The sequence below is a fragment of the Snodgrassella communis genome (assembly GCF_914768045.1).
Taxonomy (GTDB): Bacteria; Pseudomonadota; Gammaproteobacteria; order Burkholderiales; family Neisseriaceae; genus Snodgrassella; species Snodgrassella communis.
Map to the genome: position 1 here is coordinate 103,998 of NZ_CAJZCD010000001.1, position 20,496 is coordinate 124,493.

General features: G+C 43.5%; 18 protein-coding genes. 4 read left to right on the plus strand and 14 right to left on the minus strand.

Annotated elements, in window-relative coordinates; genetic code table 11:
• Positions 1–188 precede the first annotated feature (188 nt).
• The 3 genes from MJ761_RS00410 to MJ761_RS00420 all read right to left on the minus strand — a co-directional run bounded on the left by MJ761_RS00410 (position 189) and on the right by MJ761_RS00420 (position 2,566).
• Entirely contained in the window at positions 189–689 is a 501-nt protein-coding gene (locus MJ761_RS00410) for a Fur family transcriptional regulator (RefSeq protein ID WP_093090986.1), read from the minus strand.
• Positions 690–700: 11 nt separating this feature from the next.
• Positions 701–1,453, minus strand: coding sequence for an SDR family oxidoreductase (locus tag MJ761_RS00415; protein ID WP_093090988.1), 753 nt, complete (start codon positions 1,451–1,453; stop codon positions 701–703).
• A gap of 162 nt (positions 1,454–1,615) precedes the next feature.
• Entirely contained in the window at positions 1,616–2,566 is a 951-nt protein-coding gene (locus MJ761_RS00420; protein ID WP_093090990.1) for a serine hydrolase, read from the minus strand.
• 415 nt (positions 2,567–2,981) lie between these two features.
• On the opposite strand from MJ761_RS00420, the gene clpX reads away from it, so the two are divergent.
• Positions 2,982–4,265 carry an ATP-dependent Clp protease ATP-binding subunit ClpX gene (gene clpX / locus MJ761_RS00425; RefSeq protein ID WP_093090992.1) on the plus strand — a complete coding sequence of 428 codons (1,284 nt, stop codon included), beginning with the start codon at positions 2,982–2,984 and terminating at the stop codon, positions 4,263–4,265.
• A 200-nt stretch (positions 4,266–4,465) separates the two neighbouring features.
• Here clpX and MJ761_RS00430 read toward each other — a convergent pair whose 3' ends face one another.
• On the minus strand, positions 4,466–5,143 hold the full coding sequence (locus MJ761_RS00430) for a S24 family peptidase (RefSeq protein WP_093090995.1): 678 nt from the start codon (positions 5,141–5,143) through the stop codon (positions 4,466–4,468).
• Between the two features lie 182 nt (positions 5,144–5,325).
• Between MJ761_RS00430 and MJ761_RS00435 the strand changes: the two genes are divergently transcribed.
• The gene (locus MJ761_RS00435) at positions 5,326–5,601 is read left to right on the plus strand and encodes a hypothetical protein (protein WP_037406328.1); all 276 of its coding nucleotides are present in this window, start codon (positions 5,326–5,328) and stop codon (positions 5,599–5,601) included.
• Positions 5,602–5,800: 199 nt separating this feature from the next.
• On the opposite strand, the gene mpl is transcribed toward MJ761_RS00435, so the two are convergent.
• The 3 genes from mpl to pnp all read right to left on the minus strand — a co-directional run bounded on the left by mpl (position 5,801) and on the right by pnp (position 10,709).
• Positions 5,801–7,204 (minus strand): UDP-N-acetylmuramate:L-alanyl-gamma-D-glutamyl-meso-diaminopimelate ligase, encoded by a 1,404-nt coding sequence (mpl, locus tag MJ761_RS00440; RefSeq protein WP_093090999.1) that lies wholly within the window; start codon positions 7,202–7,204, stop codon positions 5,801–5,803.
• A gap of 238 nt (positions 7,205–7,442) precedes the next feature.
• Entirely contained in the window at positions 7,443–7,859 is a 417-nt protein-coding gene (locus tag MJ761_RS00445) for a PH domain-containing protein (RefSeq protein ID WP_093091001.1), read from the minus strand.
• Between the two features lie 726 nt (positions 7,860–8,585).
• Positions 8,586–10,709: a polyribonucleotide nucleotidyltransferase gene (pnp, locus tag MJ761_RS00450; protein ID WP_093091003.1), complete on the minus strand. Its 2,124-nt coding sequence runs from the start codon at positions 10,707–10,709 to the stop codon at positions 8,586–8,588.
• A gap of 448 nt (positions 10,710–11,157) precedes the next feature.
• Between pnp and MJ761_RS00455 the strand changes: the two genes are divergently transcribed.
• Complete coding sequence (locus MJ761_RS00455) at positions 11,158–11,733, plus strand: acyl-CoA thioesterase (RefSeq protein ID WP_093091005.1); 576 nt, start codon at positions 11,158–11,160, stop codon at positions 11,731–11,733.
• Positions 11,734–12,278: 545 nt separating this feature from the next.
• On the opposite strand, the gene MJ761_RS00460 is transcribed toward MJ761_RS00455, so the two are convergent.
• From MJ761_RS00460 to truB, 3 genes are all read right to left on the minus strand, one after another.
• Entirely contained in the window at positions 12,279–12,605 is a 327-nt protein-coding gene (locus MJ761_RS00460) for a hypothetical protein (RefSeq protein ID WP_141683399.1), read from the minus strand.
• Positions 12,606–13,280: 675 nt separating this feature from the next.
• Positions 13,281–13,547 carry a 30S ribosomal protein S15 gene (rpsO, locus tag MJ761_RS00465; RefSeq protein ID WP_037406313.1) on the minus strand — a complete coding sequence of 89 codons (267 nt, stop codon included), beginning with the start codon at positions 13,545–13,547 and terminating at the stop codon, positions 13,281–13,283.
• Between the two features lie 89 nt (positions 13,548–13,636).
• Positions 13,637–14,560: a tRNA pseudouridine(55) synthase TruB gene (truB, locus tag MJ761_RS00470; RefSeq protein WP_093091009.1), complete on the minus strand. Its 924-nt coding sequence runs from the start codon at positions 14,558–14,560 to the stop codon at positions 13,637–13,639.
• 662 nt (positions 14,561–15,222) lie between these two features.
• Here truB and adhP point away from each other — a divergent pair.
• Complete coding sequence (gene adhP / locus MJ761_RS00475; RefSeq protein ID WP_037406309.1) at positions 15,223–16,236, plus strand: alcohol dehydrogenase AdhP; 1,014 nt, start codon at positions 15,223–15,225, stop codon at positions 16,234–16,236.
• Between the two features lie 66 nt (positions 16,237–16,302).
• Here adhP and nagZ read toward each other — a convergent pair whose 3' ends face one another.
• From nagZ to MJ761_RS00495, 4 genes are all read right to left on the minus strand, one after another.
• Positions 16,303–17,400 carry a beta-N-acetylhexosaminidase gene (gene nagZ, locus MJ761_RS00480; protein WP_239392825.1) on the minus strand — a complete coding sequence of 366 codons (1,098 nt, stop codon included), beginning with the start codon at positions 17,398–17,400 and terminating at the stop codon, positions 16,303–16,305.
• Between the two features lie 185 nt (positions 17,401–17,585).
• Positions 17,586–19,058, minus strand: a complete 1,473-nt coding sequence (locus MJ761_RS00485; protein WP_369796833.1) for a DegQ family serine endoprotease — start codon at positions 19,056–19,058, stop codon at positions 17,586–17,588.
• Between the two features lie 86 nt (positions 19,059–19,144).
• Positions 19,145–19,786, minus strand: a complete 642-nt coding sequence (gene nth, locus MJ761_RS00490) for an endonuclease III (RefSeq protein WP_093091011.1) — start codon at positions 19,784–19,786, stop codon at positions 19,145–19,147.
• 12 nt (positions 19,787–19,798) lie between these two features.
• Positions 19,799–20,431: a thermonuclease family protein gene (locus tag MJ761_RS00495; RefSeq protein WP_093091013.1), complete on the minus strand. Its 633-nt coding sequence runs from the start codon at positions 20,429–20,431 to the stop codon at positions 19,799–19,801.
• Between the last annotated feature and the right edge of the window lie 65 nt (positions 20,432–20,496).

The following is a 20,496-nucleotide window of genomic DNA, read 5'->3' on the forward strand; positions in this document are numbered from 1 at the left end:
GCTCAGTTATTTTTTACATTTAAATCCTCTTTCAGTTAATAAAAGAATTTTCTATGTAGCAATTACCGTAATGGTTAACTCAGTAAAATAGCTTATTGGTACCAAATATCAGTTGCAGAAAATTTCTGGATATTGTGCTTAATTGAAAAGCTGATATCCAGAATCATTCTTTAAACTAATCAAATACTTTACGACAGGCGTTGCTGGCATTGCTGGCAGATGCCGGTAAGTACGATATGTTCATCATTGAGCATAAAGCCGTTATCGGCCGCGCGCCGGCGCAATGCTGCCCATTCGGAGCTCAGGCTTTGTTCATCTACGGCGCCACACTGGTTGCACACCAATACAAAATCGCTGTGATGTATATTGTCTTGCTGACAATGACTGTCACATTCATGCTGAACATGACGGCAAAGAATATAGCCGTTAACCGCCGGTATTTTATGTAATACGCCCTGCTCCGCCCAGAAATCCAGTGCCCGATAGGCAGTGGGCGGGGCAACGGTGTTGCTGCTGTGCTGTTGCATATGTGCCAGTACCTGATAGGCTTTAATTACGCCGTCCATGTTTATTACAATATCCAGTACCTGAGCACGTAGCTGGGTAACGGTAACGCCCTGTTCTGCGCACTGTGCCATGATACGTGCTTTATCTTCGGCTTTGGATTGCCATGCTGTATTGCTACTCATGCCTGCCAGCCTTATGCCAGATCACGGGTGACACTCAGGCCGGCAAAGGTTTGTGATACTGGCATGATTTCGATGTTGTTGACATTCATATGAGCAGGAGTTTGATAGAGCCATAACACGGTGTTGGCGATATCTGCCGGTTGCAGATAGCTGATATTTTCATACACGGCTGCGGCTTGCTTGTCGTCCCCGCGAAAACGCACATTGGAAAATTCGGTATCTCCGCACAGGCCGGGAGCAATATTGGTGACGCGAATACGGGTGCCGGCCAGATCGGTACGTAAATTCAGGCTGAACTGGCGTACAAAGGCTTTGGTGGCGCCGTATACATTGCCACCTTTATACGGCCATGCGCCGGCAGTGGAGCCCAGATTGATGATATAACCGGCATTTTTGGCTATCATGCGCGGGAGTATCTGCCGTGTTACATAGGTTAAGCCAAGGATATTGGTGTGTATCATGGTTTCCCAGTCGGTATAGTTTGCCTCCTGCGCCGGTTCCATGCCCAGTGCCAGCCCGGCATTATTCACCAGTAAGTCAATATCAGCCCAAGTGCCTTGCAGGGAAGCCAATGCGCTATCGACGCTGCTTTTGTCGGCCACATCCATTTGTAACGGTAAAAAGGCTGTGCCCAGCTCAGCCTGTAAATGGTGCAGCTTATCCAGCCGCCGTGCTGCGCCGATCACTTTATAGCCGGCATGAACCAGTACCCGACACATTTCTGCACCAAAACCGGCAGAAGCGCCTGTAATCAATATTGCCATATCAGCATCCTTCCCTGTTGTTTGTTCCAGACTATGGTAGTCTTTCAACAGCTAATGTTAGCACGTTCCGGTATTTTTGCTAGCAAAGTAAATTGCTGGTTTAACCGGCTTGATAATAAAAACCCCGTTAATGCTAACGGGGTGTTTCATTACAGGTTAGTTTTACAAAGACTGCTGCATCGCCCATGAGCGCAGTGCACGTGCATCACTAACCCGGGTGGTGGAACTGGGGGAATTCAGCAGGACAATGGTAACCGGCTGATTCTGTACGCTGGTCAGCAAAACCATGGAGCGGCCTGCTTCACGGATATAACCGGTTTTTTGCAAGGCAATTGGCCATGCGCCTTCGCGTACCAGTGCATTGGAATTGCGATACTGCTCTATACGGCCATTACTGGTATATACCGAACCAGAATTATCGGTGGAATACTGTCTGATAAGCGGATACTGGCTGGCACCGCGTACCAGTAAGGCCAGATCACGTGCTGTAGCCTGATTACGCGGATCCAGTCCGGTTGGCTCATAAAAGCGCGCATTGGTCATCCCCAACTCAGCCACCTTGCGATTCATGGCGTCTACAAATGCCGGCATACCACCCGGATAAGTACGCGCCAATGCGTGGATTGCGCGGTTTTCACTACTCATTAAACCGATATGCAACAGTTCACGCCGGGTCATCACGGTGCCTACTGACAGGCGGCTGGTTGAGTTTTTGAGCCGGTCAATCTCTGCATCGGTGATGGTAATGTGCTCATTCATATTCTGGTTGGCATCCAGCACTACCATTGCTGAAACCAGCTTGGAAATGGATGCAATAGAGCGTACCTGATTGATGTTTTTCTGGTACAGGATTTCGCCAGTCTCATTATTCATAATCAGTGCCGATTGTGAGCTTAATAAGGGACCGGCAATCTGGGCACGTGTTTCCAGATTGGCATCAGGGTGATTGGTGATAAATGAACTGAGGGTATCACTCTGGTCACCCACTTGCTTTTGTTCGATAAATTTACCGAGGACATCGAGGTCTCCGGCAAAAGCAGGCACTGCAAAAAACAGACTGCTACTTAACAGGCTTACCCACTGCCAGCGACGCAGACAAGATAAACGTGACATGGTAACTTCCTTTTTGACTCTGATTCGGGGTAATTTAATTCTCAATTAAGATGCTCATGCTGAACGTGAGGGCGGAACAGATACATCTCTGTTGGCTATGATTAATAGAAATTTCAGCGTCCAAATAATCAATACAAAATCTGTTTCTGTGGCTAATTATAAGACAATTTTAATCATTGCCGGAACTTTCATCAGTTGCTAGCGCAAATAAAAGCTGTTTATAAACGATATTTTAACCAGTTTTTCATTGCTAAACCGGTTGCTGCAATAGTTAAAACCACATTAGCATTCAGTTTGATATCAGGCTAATAACACTATATACTCATTTTTTGGCTGAGTTTGGGTACGGTGTGGTTAAGGCTGTAGCCAGTCAGGCTTTCAATATAAGCTCTATTTTCTTGATGAAATCCTGTTTATGAGTAAAGAAATTCGTTATTGTTCGTTTTGCGGAAAAACTGAAAACGAAGTTAAAAATTTAATTGAAGGTGAAAACGCATTAATCTGTAATGAGTGCGTAGATACATGCAATGAAATGCTACATAATCCGGGTGGTTCTTCTACAGAAAAAGGCACGCCGGCTGCAACTGCTTCCGCAGGTTCAGATGTCAGCTCCGGTCAGGATAAATTGCCTACGCCGGCAGAAATTGTTGCCAATCTTGATCAATATGTGATTGGGCAGGAAACGGCAAAAAAATCGCTGGCGGTAGCGGTATACAATCATTACAAACGTTTACGTATGGGCAAGGAAGAGGGTCAGGTAGAACTGTCCAAATCTAATATTTTGCTGATTGGACCTACTGGTTCCGGCAAAACACTGTTAGCTCAGACTTTGGCACGCAAACTGGATGTGCCGTTTGTAATGGCCGATGCGACTACTCTTACTGAAGCTGGTTATGTAGGTGAGGATGTTGAACAGATTATCACTAAATTGCTGGGCAAATGCGATTTTGATGTACAGAAAGCACAAAGAGGCATTGTGTATATTGATGAAATCGATAAAATTTCCCGTAAGAGTGATAATCCTTCAATTACGCGCGATGTTTCGGGTGAAGGTGTGCAACAGGCTTTGCTTAAGCTGGTAGAAGGTACGGTTGCTTCTGTTCCGCCTCAGGGTGGCCGTAAACACCCTAATCAGGAATTTATTAATGTAGACACTACTAATATTCTGTTTATCTGTGGCGGTGCTTTTGCCGGTTTGGAAAAAGTTATCCGCCAGCGTACTGAAAAAGGCGGTATTGGTTTTGGTGCGGCAGTGCACAGTAAAGACGAAAACACTAATGTTAGTGAGCTGTTTCAAACGGTGGAGCCGGAAGATCTGATTAAATTCGGTTTGATTCCTGAGCTGATTGGCCGTCTACCAGTTATTGCCACGCTGACAGAACTGGATGAAGACGCGCTTATTAATATTCTTACTGAGCCCAAAAATGCATTAATCAAACAGTTTCAGGCTTTGTTTGCGATGGAGGGTGTGGAGCTACAGGTTCAGCCTTCAGCTTTGCGAGCTATTGCCAAGCTGGCTATGGCACGAAAAACCGGAGCCCGTGGTTTGCGCTCAATTGTAGAAAAAGCTTTGCTGAACACCATGTATGCCCTGCCCGATTTAGCTGATGTGAAAAAAGTTGTGGTCAATCAGGATGTGATTGATAAAGGTGCAGAACCGGAGTGGTTACTTGCTGATGGCAGTGTTTATAAGAATTGAAGCGATAAGCTGAAATATTAATGTATATATAAAACCGCCTTAATTTTTTTAAATTCAGGCGGTTTTTTTATTTGTTCAGGTATATCAGATTACCAGCAGGCGCATAAATAGCTAAATAGCCAATCTATAAATTTATTATGTTCAATTGTGTATTGCTTTATCTGGCAGTGTACTCAGGCTAGAATAAATTATTAACGGTGTTACAGATATCGGCCAAACCACAAGACTTTGCCAATAATCTGCACATCATCGCTTTCGCTATCCAGCCGGATTTCAAAACTCGGGTAAGCATCGTTGGCAGAAATGACATTGACTACATTACCCGGCATTAGCTGTAAACGTTTTACCAGCAGATTATCGTTGATACGTAGTACATATAATCCATCACGCCGTATGTAATTCATTTTCTGCACCAGAATGGTATCCCCATCATTGAGCACACCTTCCATGGAGTCACCTTTAACCGAAATAACGGATAGACCACTGACTTCCTGACTAATTATTGAGTTAATCCAGTCTTTGCGAAACGCCATGGTAAACATAGGTGTCTCATTGGTAACCAGACTGCCATGTCCGGCCGCAGCTTCAATCGCGTACCGTGGTACGTATACAAAATCATCTGCATTAACTGGATTACCCAGTGTATCGCGTGCCGCCTGAGCAGAGTGTTCAGGAAAAGGTTCCCCTTCTCCGGTTAACAGCCAGTCGATGCTGCATCCTTTTAATTCTTTGATGCGTTTCAGGGTTTCTGCTTTGGGTAAACCGCCTTCATGCCAGATACGGCTGAATCCGGCCATAGTCATGTCAATGTCTGTGGCAATTTTGGATTGACGCTCACCCGGCCATAGTGAAGCCAGACGGTCCTTGAATGTTTGCATACACAAACTCCAGCAATTTATTAGAAATTTCGTCAGTAAATTTGTTTTATTATACTTCATTTTTAAAAAAATGAATAGTAATTATATTTTTAAGAAATCTACCTCTTGAATATTTATTTTTTTCTAATTATTATAGTAAAAATTAACTAATTTATTAGATTTTTCTAAATTCGGAGTAGATTATGAAATTATTGAAGATATCTGGATTGATGGTTTTACTATTGCTGCTGGGAAATTTTCATTCTGCTCCTGCCCGAGCCACAGTGGCTGCAACCTCAATCGCACAGGCTGTAGACTGTCATCATCTGGCGCAATTAACTTATACAGAGATGAATCCAGCTCAGATACAGGTAGCCAAGAGCTGTGACCAGCGTGAAGCTGCACAGGGCTGGCTTAAAATATATGGAAAAATGAACCATACTGAGCTGGTAAAGGCAATGGTATATGAAACTTCCTGAACTGAGCCACTCTTGTGCTGTGGCAGTAATATTTGCACTAATTTAGTTGTTCTTTTGTACGCATAGGCATACAGGTCTAGTTTCAAACTGAGTTTGTAATATCAGTTGATTAGTCAAGATAGCAGATAAATCTGGCTTTTGTGGAGCCTGAATCGGCATCTGGATATTATTTCTGTGCCACAATTCAGGCTTATTGCAATTAATCCGCTGCTTGGTGTGCTAACTGTGTGAGTATTTGTTGATGAATACCTCCAAAGCCGCCATTACTCATTACGAGTATATGATCACTTTGCTGTGCTTCTTCTGCAATGGCATTAATCAGTGACTGCATATCCTGAAAAACTTTTACTTTATCCTGTAGCGGACTTAGCGCGGCGGCTACATCCCATTCTACACCGCCTGCATAACAATATACTTTATCGGCTTCTGCCAGACTGGCTGGCAGTGCTGCTTTCATGGTACCCAGTTTCATGGTGTTGGAACGTGGTTCGAGTACGGCCAAAATACGTGCATTAGCTACTTTCTGACGTAAGCCGGCTATGGTGGTGGCAATGGCGGTGGGATGATGGGCAAAATCATCATAAACAGTTATATTATTGACGATGCCCTTGATTTCCATACGCCGTTTCACGTTTTCAAAGCGTGCCAGTGCAGCACATGACTGCTGTACGGAAATGCCAACATGGCGGGCAGCTGCAATTACGGCCAGCGCATTCATGCGGTTGTGCTGCCCGAGCAATTTCCATTCAATATGGCCTACTTTTTGTTGCTGATACAGCACATCGAAGCCACCGGTTGCAGAGATTTCGCCTATCTGCCAATCTTTGCCGGAACCAAAGCCCTCTACCTCACTCCAGCATCCTTGTTGTAAAACTTCAGCCAGAGCTGCTGACTCTTCATTGACAACAATTAGACCATCGCTCGGGATAGTGCGAATCAGATGATGAAACTGGGTCTGAATTGCAGCTAGGTTGGGAAAAATATCTGCGTGGTCATATTCAAGATTATTCAAAATTGCCGTACGGGGACGATAGTGTACAAATTTACTGCGTTTATCAAAAAAGGCTGTATCGTATTCATCGGCCTCAATAACGAAAAACGGGCTGCGTTCTGGTGTAGTTGTGGATTGTGTTGCTGGAGGTATTTGTGGCAATCGTGCTGATACAGCAAAATTCTGTGGCACGCCGCCAATCAGAAATCCGGGTGCCAGACCGGCATCTTCCAGCACCCATGCCAGCATACTTGCTGTAGTGGTTTTACCATGAGTACCGGCTACAGCCAGCACCCAATGGTGTTGCAGTATATTTTCTGCCAGCCATTGCGGCCCGGAAGTATACGGCAAATTGCGATTGAGAATGGCCTCAACGACAGGCATTCCGCGACGGGCAACATTACCAATTACATAGATATCAGCAGGATAGTTATCCAGCTGTGTTGCCTCAAATCCTTCCACCACATCAATGCCCAAATCAGCCAGCTGTGTACTCATCGGCGGATACATTTTGGCATCACAACCTGTGACGCGGTAGCCGGCCTGTTTGGCTATAGCGGCAATGCCTCCCATAAATGTTCCGCCTATACCAATGATGTGGATATGCTGCATTTTTTTGTCTCTACGCGGTAAAAACCTGCATTATAGACTGTCCTTATGGTTACTACATGTATGTTTTTTATTTTCTGTGATTGCACTCTGGTTGGAATGGATATCACTATGGACAGTAGCTCTTGAATATAGCTCAGTTGATTACTTTCACTATTCGATGATGATGCATTGAATAATTAAAATTGATCTATACTATGAATAATCAGGGGCATAAATTTGCTTACTTCAGATATGGTTATTATGAATATCTGATGATGTAGCGCTCCAAGATATTTTTCAGATTACCTTTGTGCCATTTTGCTGCAACAATAAAATTGGGTACTTTAATTTGATATTTCTTTTGCTCAAAGGTAAATGTTATTTCTCCTCTGAAGATGCCTTTCTTGAAACTTAAATCGGAAACTTTTGTCATTGGGATAACGGTTATAGACTGCGTCAAATTGGCAGTTAGCGACAATCCAATCAAAATTATTTTTTCTGCATTGAAGTAGATAAGCAGATGTTTAATACCTAAGGTTGCTAAGCCTGAAAATAGTGCATATTGCCACGCTTTGGCATTAATCATGCCATAGATTATTGATGAGCTATCAAAAGCTGGTAATTGATGCTGCTCAAAATAAGCTTTGATTTGTTCCAGTTTTAAGCCACTACTCATAGAGAAATTTCCTCTGTTACAAAGATTATACTTAGAATGAATATTCTATTCATGTAAACATGATTTGTATAGCTGAGAAACGCTGAATCAAAAAATATATTTATCATATTGGTTGATATGATTCAGCACTGTATTACGGTTTTGAGTAATGTGTTATTTATGCTGTATACATCTGGCTTTGTAGTTTGATGATCATCTGTGAACCATGTTTAAATAAAACAGGTTTGGTATAAATTTTAATAGGATGAAAAGCTGCTCGTTGCAGGTGTTGTGTATCAATAAGTATTGGAGATTGAGTTTATCCACAAAAAAAGATGATTTATGCCGCATTTGCCTAGTCTTTTGCCAGTTGGGTTATGAACAGGTGTGATGTATTGGGATAAATACACATTATTCCTGTCATTACTGGGATGTTATTGCATATAAACTGTGGATAAGTAATTTAGACCATTGTTACTTATAAATTAAATTTAATTGATTAAATTTTAGGCAACAGTATGAGATAAGATTAGATTTCTTGTTTCCTGTCTGTTAATGACTTGTACATGGGAGGATAATCGGGACATAGCATACCTGTAATTAAGATTTGAATTTTCTGATCATACAACCGCCCGATCAGTTTTCAGGTGTGTAATTCTGACTTTATTGCAGGAAAATAACCAATAGCAGCCCAAAAGAAAAAGCTGCCTTACATGCAAGGCAGCCTGAAAGATTGAATACTGATAATCAGTTTTCAGCTGGTTTGAATTCCTGTGGTGCTTTTTCCAGCAGTGCTTTGATAGATAAACGCACGCGGCCGCGATCGTCGATTTCCAGTGCTTTTACTTTTACTTGCTGGCCTATCTGTAGATAATCGCTGACATTTTTTACCCGCTCATGTGAAATCTGGCTAATGTGTACTAGGCCATCTTTACCCGGCATTACGGATACGATTGCACCAACATTATTATCCAGAATCTTGATTACGGTACCTTCGTACACTTTACCTACTTCTACTTCTGCGGTGATGGCTTCAATACGGCGTTTGGCTGCTTCTCCCGCTTCACTGGTGCTGGCAGCTATGGTGATGGTGCCATCTTCGGCAATGTTGATTTCGGTGCCGGTTTCAGCCGTTAATGCACGAATGGTTTCGCCGCCTTTTCCAATGACATCGCGGATTTTGTCCTGATGGATTTTCATGGTAAATAAACGAGGTGCATGGGCAGATAATTCCTGCGGGCCTTCTACGGCTTGCTGCATCTGGCTGAGAATTTTCAGACGGGCTTCTTTGGCCTGAGCCAAGGCAATCTGCATGATTTCTTTGGTAATACCCTGAATTTTAATATCCATTTGTAAGGCAGTTACACCGGCAGTGGTACCGGCTACTTTGAAGTCCATATCACCAAGGTGGTCTTCATCACCTAGAATATCAGTCAGTACAGCAAATTTATTGCCGTCCAGTATCAAGCCCATAGCGATACCGGCAACATGGCTTTTCAGGGGTACGCCGGCATTGAGCAGACTCAGACAACCGGCACACACGCTGGCCATGGAAGAAGAACCGTTGGATTCGGTAATTTCTGATACCACTCGCATGGTATAGCTGAAATCTTCAACATCAGGCAAAACGGCCAGTAATGCGCGTTTTGCCAATCGGCCATGACCGATTTCGCGTCGTTTTGGCGCACCCATACGGCCTACTTCACCTGTGGAATAAGGTGGGAAGTTGTAGTGCAGCATAAAGCGATCGGTATATTCACCACTCAGGGCATCAATAATCTGCTCGTCGCGCTGGGTTCCTAAGGTAGCAGTAGCCAGTGACTGTGTTTCACCACGGGTAAACAGAGCGGAACCGTGGGTACGTGGCAATACGCCAGTTTGGATATTAATCGGGCGTACGGTACGGGTATCGCGGCCATCAATGCGTGGCTGGCCTTCGAGAATCTGGCCACGAACTACTTCTTTTTCCAGATCTTTGAAAATACCGCGAATCTGGTTAGCCAGTAAGGTATCGGTTTCTTCGGTAATCAGTGCTGCTTCTACGGCTGCCCAAGCTTCATCAAGCTTGGCTGTGCGTGCCTGTTTCTGTTTGATTTTAAATGCAGCATCAATGGTTGCTCCGGCCAGCTCGCGCACTTTGGCCTCCAGTGTTTCATCGGCTGCCGGCGGCTGCCAGTCCCATACTTCTGGATTTACTTCATCAGCAAATTCATTAATGGCGCGGATAGCTGCCTGCATCTGTTCATGTCCGAATACCACGGCACCAAGCATGGTTTCTTCTGACAGAACATCTGCTTCAGATTCCACCATCAGTACAGCTTTTTCTGTACCGGCCACTACCAGATCCAGTTGTGAACGGGTTAGCTGTGCTTTAGTGGGATTTAGGACATATTCACCATTTATATAACCCACGCGTGCAGCACCAATCGGGCCGGCAAAAGGTACGCCTGTTAGCAATAGTGCGGCTGAGGCACCTAGCATGGCCGGAATGTCTGAGTCGATTTCCGGATCAACTGATACGACCATGGCCACAATCTGGATATCGTTAAAGAAGCCCTCTGGAAATAAAGGACGAATCGGGCGGTCAATCAGGCGGCTGGTTAGGATTTCTTTTTCGCTTTGTTTGCCTTCTCGCTTGAAAAAGCCACCCGGAATTTTACCGGCTGCGTAGGTACGTTCGAGATAGTCTACGGTAAGCGGGAAAAAATCCTGTCCGGGTTTGACTTCTTTAGCGGCAGTTACTGCCACCAGTACTACGGTGTCACCCATGGAGATTTTTACGGCACCGGCAGCCTGACGGGCAATTTCACCGGTTTCCAATGTAACAGTCTGGTTTCCGTACTGGAATGTTTTAATATGTTTATTAAACATGCTGGACTTTCTGTTCTGAATTTTACAAAAGCCGCACCCGCTAAAAAACCTACCCATATATACGTAACTACACATTTACATGGGTAGGGTTTCTGGCTGGGCGAAATTTGCAAAATGGTTATTAAATATGGTTTATACAGGTCTGTAATAACCACAAATACATTTTGTGTGTGGTCAAATTCTAACATATATTTTTTACCTTATCGCAAGCACGATGGGCTTGTGCTGGTATATAGCCATTTAATTCAGGTGTTTTTGGTCTTTTTATGCTGTAAATGCCAATATTTATTCAGATGGCAAGGTTGTTTCTTGGTGTTATCTAGCTCATATTGATAAAATTTATTTACATATTAATGTAATTTATTTATATGTTAAAATAAATTTTATGTATGTAAATCATATTGGTTCAACCGGATTTGGCTGTACCTGTATTAATAAGGAACAATATATGTCTGAGCTTTTATATAAGAAACCAACTGATAGTGATGTGTTGTTATCAGTGGTGATGCATCCGGAAGATACCAATGCCAATAATACTATTTTCGGCGGGCGTATTCTGGCTTTGATGGATCAGGCTGCCTATGCCTGTGCCAGCAAGCACGCCCGTGCTGTAACGGTGACTGCGGCTATTAATACAGTTAATTTCCGCACACCGATTTATGTCGGCGATCTGGTATCCATTAAGGCACGGGTAAATTATGTAGGTAAATCATCTATGATGATTGGTATCCGTGTGGAGGCGGAAAATCTGATTACCGGTGAAGTACGCCATAGTAATTCCAGTTATTTCACTATGGTAGCGATTGATTCTTCCACCAGCAAACCGCAAACTGTGCCCGGTCTGATTCTGGAAACGCCCAATGATGTACGCCGCTTTGTGCGCTCATATGCGCGTAAAATGGAACAACAGGAAAGTCTGAAAGAGTTTCAGGTTAAAACCTTTCATTTAAATAAAGATCATCTGGATTGGTGTCAGACGCAGAATGCGCAGCTAAATGCTGATTTGTATAATAAAATAGAATAATACAGTTTTGTTTGCACTTCTCTTCTGCCGATGTGTAGTATTGATCTTTCAGCCGTGATTCAAGGCTATTTGCTCTACTTATCACCATCTCCCTGTCTGGCGTTATTGCACAATCGCCAGTATGGATTTGAAATTAATGACTTTAGAGAATTTTTTAGCTATTGGCGACAGATACAAAAAAATTAGTAGCCTTAAAGGATTCGTAATTGCTCCAGCAGTTGAATAAATCAATGCCAATACTGATTTTAATATTGATATTTCATTTAGAAAATGTAAGCGCGAAATACGCTGGGTACGGCTAAGCTTTAACCAAAAACAGGAAGCCAAAGTATTTAGCGTGCAAGGTATTAGTTATCGTGCTTATGCCGCTGCCTGCTCTTTCTGACAGAAGATAAAACGTGACTTGAAACAGGGACGCTAGAACAATTACAAGCTGTCTGTATCATAAGCGAGCTATTAAATTTTATGGTACATGCTGAAGCGTGATTAAGTCATAGACTGTAAGCTAAATAACAACAAGACCCTGTTTAGGACTTTATTTAATTTCACACAGATTTTGCAGCTTGTTTCTGTTCATATCGCGCTATCTCATTATCAAATTCTTGTTTTTCTTGTTTGATCCTTTCAACAACAACGGAATAATCAGTACCTTGTAAATAAGGTGGTGCTAATTCAGGACACAGATTATAGACAAGCATATTTATGTTAATCATATTACCTAAAGCTGCTCCACATGCATGAACTGTTAGATCAGGGTAAAAATGATATTTATGTCGTAGATCAAGAGCAAATTGATCAAGAGCCTTACCTAATTCATTAGCTCTCTGGTTAATCTCAACTAGTTGCTCATGAGAAAATTCTGATTTGTCCATACCCATTACCAATGATGATTCGCTGCCCCGCCAGGTAAGTCAAAAATACCTCCACTAGCAGAACCAAGACAATACATATAGACCGCATAACACTGATGAAACCCTATATTAGCAATAAGGCCTTCAGTACAGCGATTATATTGCTGGCTGCACCGGTTAAGCTGACTTACTGATAAGCGCAGCAATCCTTCATTATCTTGTTTTTGATTCTGTTTCTTACTACTCAATATACTAGCTACAAGAATGCTTTTAGTCAGCAGTGGTAGCAGTTACTGCTGATATACTTAAAGCTACCAGTATTGATCAAGAAATTAAACGCTTTAACATCAAAATTCCTCCTATTTGCTGGAAAATAGGTAAATTTATAGTAAATCGAATTAAAATAGAAATCAATAAGTTGACGTTTATTTTGTTTCAATCTTGTCACATACTTGGTTCGTCATCATCCCTATCATTACTCGGCGCAATCGCAACCCTTTTAGTTTTTTTCTGGTCAAATATCCTGTCGCACGTTCAACCTATTCTCTACCGTTGTTTTAAGCTTGTTATAGACATTCCGAAGGCTGTCTATGCCTCGGCCAATTGCCATTGTTAATCGCTCAAAGTAGTAAGGTATGATAAGGTATAAAAAAGCCGTCTTTAAAAAGACGGCTTTTTTGGTCAAACGGGATATGCTTATTTACGCAGACCCAGACGAGCAATCAGTTCGCGATAGGTATCCGGTTTGGTGCGACGGATATACGCCAGCAAACGACGACGGGCACTTACCATTTTCAACAGACCACGACGGCTGTGGTGATCTTTTGGGTTGGCTTTGAAGTGGCCAGTCAGGTCATTAATACGGAAAGTTAATAACGCGATTTGTACTTCAGAAGAACCGGTATCACCTTCAGTACGCTGATAATCTTTAACGATTTGTGCTTTTTGTTCAACAGTTAACATGTAATTTACTCTTTAAAAAAGCCTTGCGGCAGACAAGTTGGCCAAGCTAATCATAATGTGATTAACAACTACCAACTCCAGATACGTATTTAACCGGCAGAAGCGGTATTCATCAGACGCAGTACTTTCAAGCGCCGGCTGGCTTCCTGATATTGCACTAATCCGATAAAACGCCCATTAGCAGCATAAATACGCAAGGGGCACATTGTGCCATAATTTTGCTCGGAATGCACGGCTATGCCATGTTGTAACTGCAAAATATCCTTATCTGTCAGGGTAACAGCAGTAAAATGTTGCACCAGCACATCACAGGGTAAGAGCCAGTTATCACGTGTTACTTCATCTGCGCTGCTGATGGCAGCCAGTGAATATGTGTCTTCAATTGCAAAACCAGCCGTAGCAATACGCCGCAAAGCGGTCAGATGCGCTACTGTGCCCATGTGTCTGGCCATATCTTCGGCCAGAGTACGGATATAGGTTCCTTTGCTGCAACGCACACTTATTACTAGTCTGGGAAAGGCAAATTCCAGAATATCTATCTGGTAAATAGTCACCTGCCGGCTTTTACGTTCGATGGTGATGCCGGCACGGGCATATTCATACAGCGGTTTACCCTGATGTTTGATGGCAGAGTACATGGGCGGGGTTTGGCTAATTTCACCGCTAAAAGCCATGATTGCCGCCTGTATCTGTTCTAGTGTGATGCTGGTATCCGCAGTGGCTACAACTTCACCCTCAGTATCGCCGGTGCTGGTAGCCACGCCTAACTGCAAAGTGGCTATATAAGCTTTGTCGGCATCCAGTAAATACTGGGCAAATTTGGTGGCTTCGCCAAAACACACAGGCAACAGGCCTGTAGCCAGCGGATCGAGTACACCGGTGTGTCCGGCCTTGGCTGCGCCATATAAGAATCGTGCCCGCTGTAAAGCGCTGTTACTACTCATACCGCTGTCTTTATCCAGCAGCAGCACTCCGTTAAGGGCGCGTTTGCGCCGGCTAATCTGGGTATTCATGATGGTTATGATCTGGTTTCTGAGTGATCGAGCGTGCGCATCATACCATGCTTTATATGGCTGTTTGTGCCTTAAAGGTTACAGGTTTGCAACCAGCTCTTTTTCACAGTTTTTCGAAACCGGATCCGGCTATCATTAATACATAGCTGTGCTTGTGCGCAAACGGGTATGACAGATGCTGTTTACGTTTAGAATGGATAACTTTGCATATTGATTTATTTGTTTAATTCTGGTTTAGCTGTGGTTATAATGACGTTGGTGCATATTGGCTGATTTGTATTTTAATGCTAATCAGTTAGAAACGAATAGTTAAAACTTATTACAAATTCTTCTGCATATATTGTATCTGGCTGTAATTAAATCTTACGCAACAGCTTTGTTAGAGTTACAATTATTTAAGTTTTACTGCTGGTAATACATTAATACATCTGTCAGAATAGTTGCCAGAGCACTACTACACTGAGTCCTGATTTAAATGGCAATTTGCTTGTTTGATGGAGTCAGTTGTCCCATCAGATAATTAACTAGCCATGTTGATTATGGATGATATCTATACTGGTAGTGATTCTGGCCGGCAATTGATTTTTAGTTGTACCGGTCTGTCTGATAACAGAAATAAACAGGCCAAACACTTCTATCTTTACTGATGAAAAGGGTTCATTATGAAAGCAGCCGTAGTAACAAAAGACAAAAAAGTTGCCATTCAGGACAAAGCTGTACGTCCTCTGAAAGCGAATGAAGCGTTACTGAAAATGGAATGTTGCGGGGTTTGTCACACTGATTTGCATGTTAAAAATGCAGATTTTGGTGACGTTACCGGTGTCACTCTGGGACATGAAGGTATCGGGGTGGTTACTGCTGTAGGTGAAGATGTTACTTCTTTAAAAGTAGGTGACCGCGCCAGTGTTGCCTGGTTCTTTGAAGGCTGCGGACATTGTGAATATTGTAATAGCGGTCGCGAAACATTCTGCCGGGAAGTTAAAAATGCCGGTTATACTGTAGACGGTGGTATGGCAGAAGAATGTATTGTGGTTGCTGATTATGCAGTTAAGGTACCAGATGGTCTGAGTTCTGAGGCAGCCAGCAGCATTACCTGTGCTGGTGTCACTACTTACAAGGCAATTAAGGTTTCTCATATTCAGCCTGGCCAGTGGATTGCGATTTATGGTCTGGGCGGTTTGGGTAATCTGGCGCTGCAATATGCGAAGAATGTATTCAATGCTAAAGTGATTGCTATTGATGTAAACGATAAGCAACTTGAACTGGCGCGGGAAATGGGTGCAGATATGACCTTAAATCCGGCCAAGGAAAAGGTAGAAGACATTATTCAGGAAAAAGTGGGCGGTGCTTATGCAGCTGTGGTTACTGCGGTAGCCAAATCAGCCTTTAATTCTGCTGTGGCTGCTGTACGTGCAGGCGGACGCATTGTCGCTGTGGCACTGCCAGTAGATACTATGGATTTGAATATTCCACGTCTGGTACTGGATGGCATTGAGGTAGTTGGTTCTCTGGTAGGTACACGTGAAGATTTACGTGAAGCATTCCAATTTGGTGCTGAAGGTAAAGTGGTACCGAAAGTAACTTTGCGCCCTCTTGAAGACATCAATGATATTTTTGATGAAATGACTGCCGGTAAATTCACTGGCCGTATGGTGATTGATTTCAAAAATGCCTGATCCAAGCTGATCACTAAAAAAGCCATAGTTTTACTATGGCTTTTTTTATTAATAGAAATTCGATGATTAACAAGCTTCACCTACCTGTACGCCGTTAAAGGTATCCTGCACGGAAGCGAGACTCGCTACTAGCTGCTGTGCTGCCTGAAATTCGGGGGTTTGCATGCTGGCGCAGTACTGTGCTGCTGTACCGCTGCCGGCAATCATTTGCCAGCGTTGTGCCAGCCGGCTGGTATCCGGCCATACAAAGCCGTCAAGCAAATTATCTACCCAGTCTGGCTTATTACATACCAGCGCTATATCACAACCGGCAGCAAATGCATGTGCTACACGCTGTTTAATATCACCAGCGCTACTGGCACCTTCCATGGTAAGGTCGTCAGAAAAAATCACACCATCAAACTGCATTTTGTCTCGCAGAATTTCTTTTAGCCAGATAGTGGAAAATCCGGCTGGTTCGGTAGGATCAACTCGCGGATAGACAACATGCGCCGGCATCAGTGCCGGCATGTCATGATGAATCAAATCATTGAATGGCTGAATATCATCTACCCATAATTCTTGCCAACTGCGGTTATCTTCAGGCATAGTCAGATGGCTGTCGCCGCTGGCGGCACCATGGCCGGGAAAATGCTTACCACAACAAGCCATACCGCCACGAGCCAGTCCACGCTGTAAAGCAATCGCCAGAGCACTGACTACAGCTGGCTGCTGATGGAAGCTGCGATTACCAATAACAGCACACTCGCCCCAGTCCAGATCCAGTACTGGCGTAAATGACAAATCTATATCACATGCACGTAATTCAGTTGCCAGTACCCAGCCTACTGTTTCGGCCATTTTATCAGCCATTGCTGAACCATGCTGTTCCCAGCACTGTCCAAGTGTACGCATTGCTGGCAGACGGGTAAATTCCGGAATAAAACGTTGCACCCGCCCACCTTCATGATCAATGGCTACAACTAGTTGCGGGTTTCGTAAAGCTTTGATTTCTGCAACCAGTTCGATTAGTTGCGCACGAGACTGATAATTGCGCCGGAAAAGAATTACCCCACCTATTGCAGGGTGGCATAACCGTTCACGTTCTGCGGCACTGAGCTGATAGGCTGCTACATCGGCCATAACTGGGCCACGTGCTAATGCTTTAGGTTGTGCTGACAACATAAATTTGTTCCATTAGATATTAAATGAATTAACCATTCAATCAGGTTAAGTGTGAATTACTCACAATAATTGAATTAATTGAGTACGGAAAACCTGCATATAAGTGGCATCAATTGCCTGCCCGATTAATTTTGCAGCCAGACAGGCAAGAAAAGATTGCAATTTATGAGCTGTTTTACAACATATCAGGGCAGTATCAGGGCGACATACTGTGTGCCACTGCCTCGTCTGATTAATAGTGGCAGACTTTTACCGCTAGCCTGTACTGCCTGCTCAAAATCATTTTTATCATGCACCAGTTTTTGCCCAACGGCCACAATGATATCACCATGACGTAAATCTACCTGTGCAGCTATCCCACTGACGTCTTCTATCATCAGCCCCTTTGTTGTTGCCCGTAAAGTCAGACCAAGGAGCTGTTCGGTAAAATTGGTGCCGTCGGTTGGCATAGTGGTACTGGCAATAGCGGGTGGATTAGTAATGGCCGGAGACATATTATCCAGTATGACGCTGATTTCTTCTTTTTTACCTTTACGCCAGATACCCAAAATAATCTTTTTACCCGGTGGTAACAGACCTACCCGAACCGGTAAATCACTGGAAGTTTCTAATTCTTCACCATTCACGCTTTCGACAATGTCGCCTGCTAATAATCCCGCTTTAGCTGCCGGCCCACCAGTAACAACCTGTGTAATCAGTGCGCCATTAGCTTTATTCAGACCAAAAGATTTAGCCAGATTATAGTTAACTTCCTGAATAACAACACCCAGACGGCCACGTTGTACTTTACCTGTTGCTTTCAGTTGTTCAGCCACATTCATCGCCACATCAATCGGAATGGCAAAGGAAATACCCATAAATCCGCCACTACGACTATAAATCTGTGAGTTGATGCCGACGACCTGTCCTTTCAGGTTAAACAGTGGTCCACCCGAATTTCCCGGATTGATGGCCACATCAGTCTGGATAAATGGGGTGTAATTTTCTTCTGGCAGGCTGCGCCCTTTAGCAGAAACAATTCCGGCTGTCACGCTGTTATCAAAACCAAACGGTGCACCGATTGCAGCCACCCACTCTCCAACTTTCAGGTGTTTTGGATTACCTGCCTGTACCACTGGTAATTCATTGGCACTAATTTTTAATAACGCAACATCTGACTGAGTATCAGCACCAATCAGTTTGGCCTGAAATTCACGCTTATCATTTAGTAACACCTTGATGTTGTTCATGCCATTGACGACATGGGTATTGGTAAGGATATAACCATCTTTGCTGATGATGAATCCGGAACCAAAATTATATTCATCATCATTTGACTGCGGTGTTTTGGGAACATTCGGTAACAAATGTTTGAAGTATTCGTAAAACGGATCGTTATCAGGTAAGGCATCGGTGCTGTCTTCGCTTTCACCATCGATAGTATGGTTATCACGTGTTGCCTGAATATTGACTACCGCTGGGCCCTGCTGTTCAACCAACTGAGTGAAATCAGGCAATAACATGGCTACTTGATTACTATTGTCATCCGCGCCCGCAGGAATCTCCTTCACAAAACCCTGCTCGGAATTTCCTTTGCCAAACCAATGTTGCAGCCTGTCACAGCCGGCTGCTATTAACAACATCGACATAGTTGCCGTCAACATATATTTGCGATTTATCCGCATCAACTACCCTATCTTATTTGTTTTCTTACACAAGCGGTTATCAATAATATTGTAACGAAAAGAGGCGTTAAGTTACACGATCAGAGGGTTAAAATTGTCTTGGCTGGATATTCGCACAAATCGCTAATCACGCAATGCTCGCACAGGGGTTTGCGTGCTTTACATACGTAACGGCCATGTAAAATCAGCCAATGGTGTGCATCTACTTTGAATTGTCTGGGAACAGTCTGCATTAATTTATCCTCAACTTCCCGCACCGTTTTACCCGGTGCAAGGCCAGTACGGTTACTTACGCGAAAAATATGGGTATCTACAGCAATCGTTGGCAGACCAAATGCCGTATTCAGCACCACATTGGCAGTTTTGCGTCCTACTCCGGGTAAAGCCTCCAGTTGTTCCCGTGTTTGCGGTACCTCTCCATTATATTGCTGTACCAGAATTCGGCAGGTTTCCATTACATGTTTGGCTTTGGTCTTGTATAAACCAATCGTGCGGATACAATCCATGATTTTGTCCATGCCTAAAGCCAGCATGGCTTCTGCCGAAGGCGCCAGCTGAAATAAATGGACGGTGCATTTATTTACGGATACATCCGTAGCCTGAGCTGAAAGCATCACCGCAATTAATAATTCAAATGGTGAATGGTATATCAGTTCTGTAGTCGGATGCGGACAGGCGGCCTGCAAACGGGTAAAAATTTCCTTGCGTTTATGTGCATTCATGAGATTCGACTATTATCTGTTTTTTTGTTGCTGACGAAACTGCCAGGGTGCAATTGCTCGCGCATTGTGCCACAAACCCAGCCGCTTTTGGCGTGCCATAAGCTGAGCATTCTGATAACGGCTAAAACCTAAACGATCCTGCTGTTTTTTAGCAATTGTACTGTAATGCCAAGCATGTCCCTGTTGCACCATCCATAAATTAATATCTACATTATTGAGCATGATCTGACCAACTTCACGCTGATACTGATCAATGGCAACTACATTGACATCTACAGGCTGTCCTTCAATACGTGCCTTTAAAGCGTCACGACTGGCAACCCCGTAGGCCTGCTTGATTTCAGGAGCATCTATATTGGCCAGACGTACCTTATGCATATGTCCATCCCTGTCTCTGATATGTACGGTATCCCCGTCATGTACACTATCAATGCTGCCAGTATAATGTCCTTTACCGGCAACTACCCATTTTTTGCCTCTGTTGCCTGCCGGTCTGCCATTGAAAATATCCTGCACAGAACGAACAATGCCATCAGCTTTATAAATCCAGTCTTCCAGTGGTGCAATCATGCTGTCTGGTAACCAGACCTTGGCTATTGTCAGAACAACTGCTACCCACAGCAGAATTTTACGCCATTTAGTCAAAATTTTTACCTTTTATGATTATATCATAACAATATTCTGAATATGATTTGTCAGCTTAACTAGCT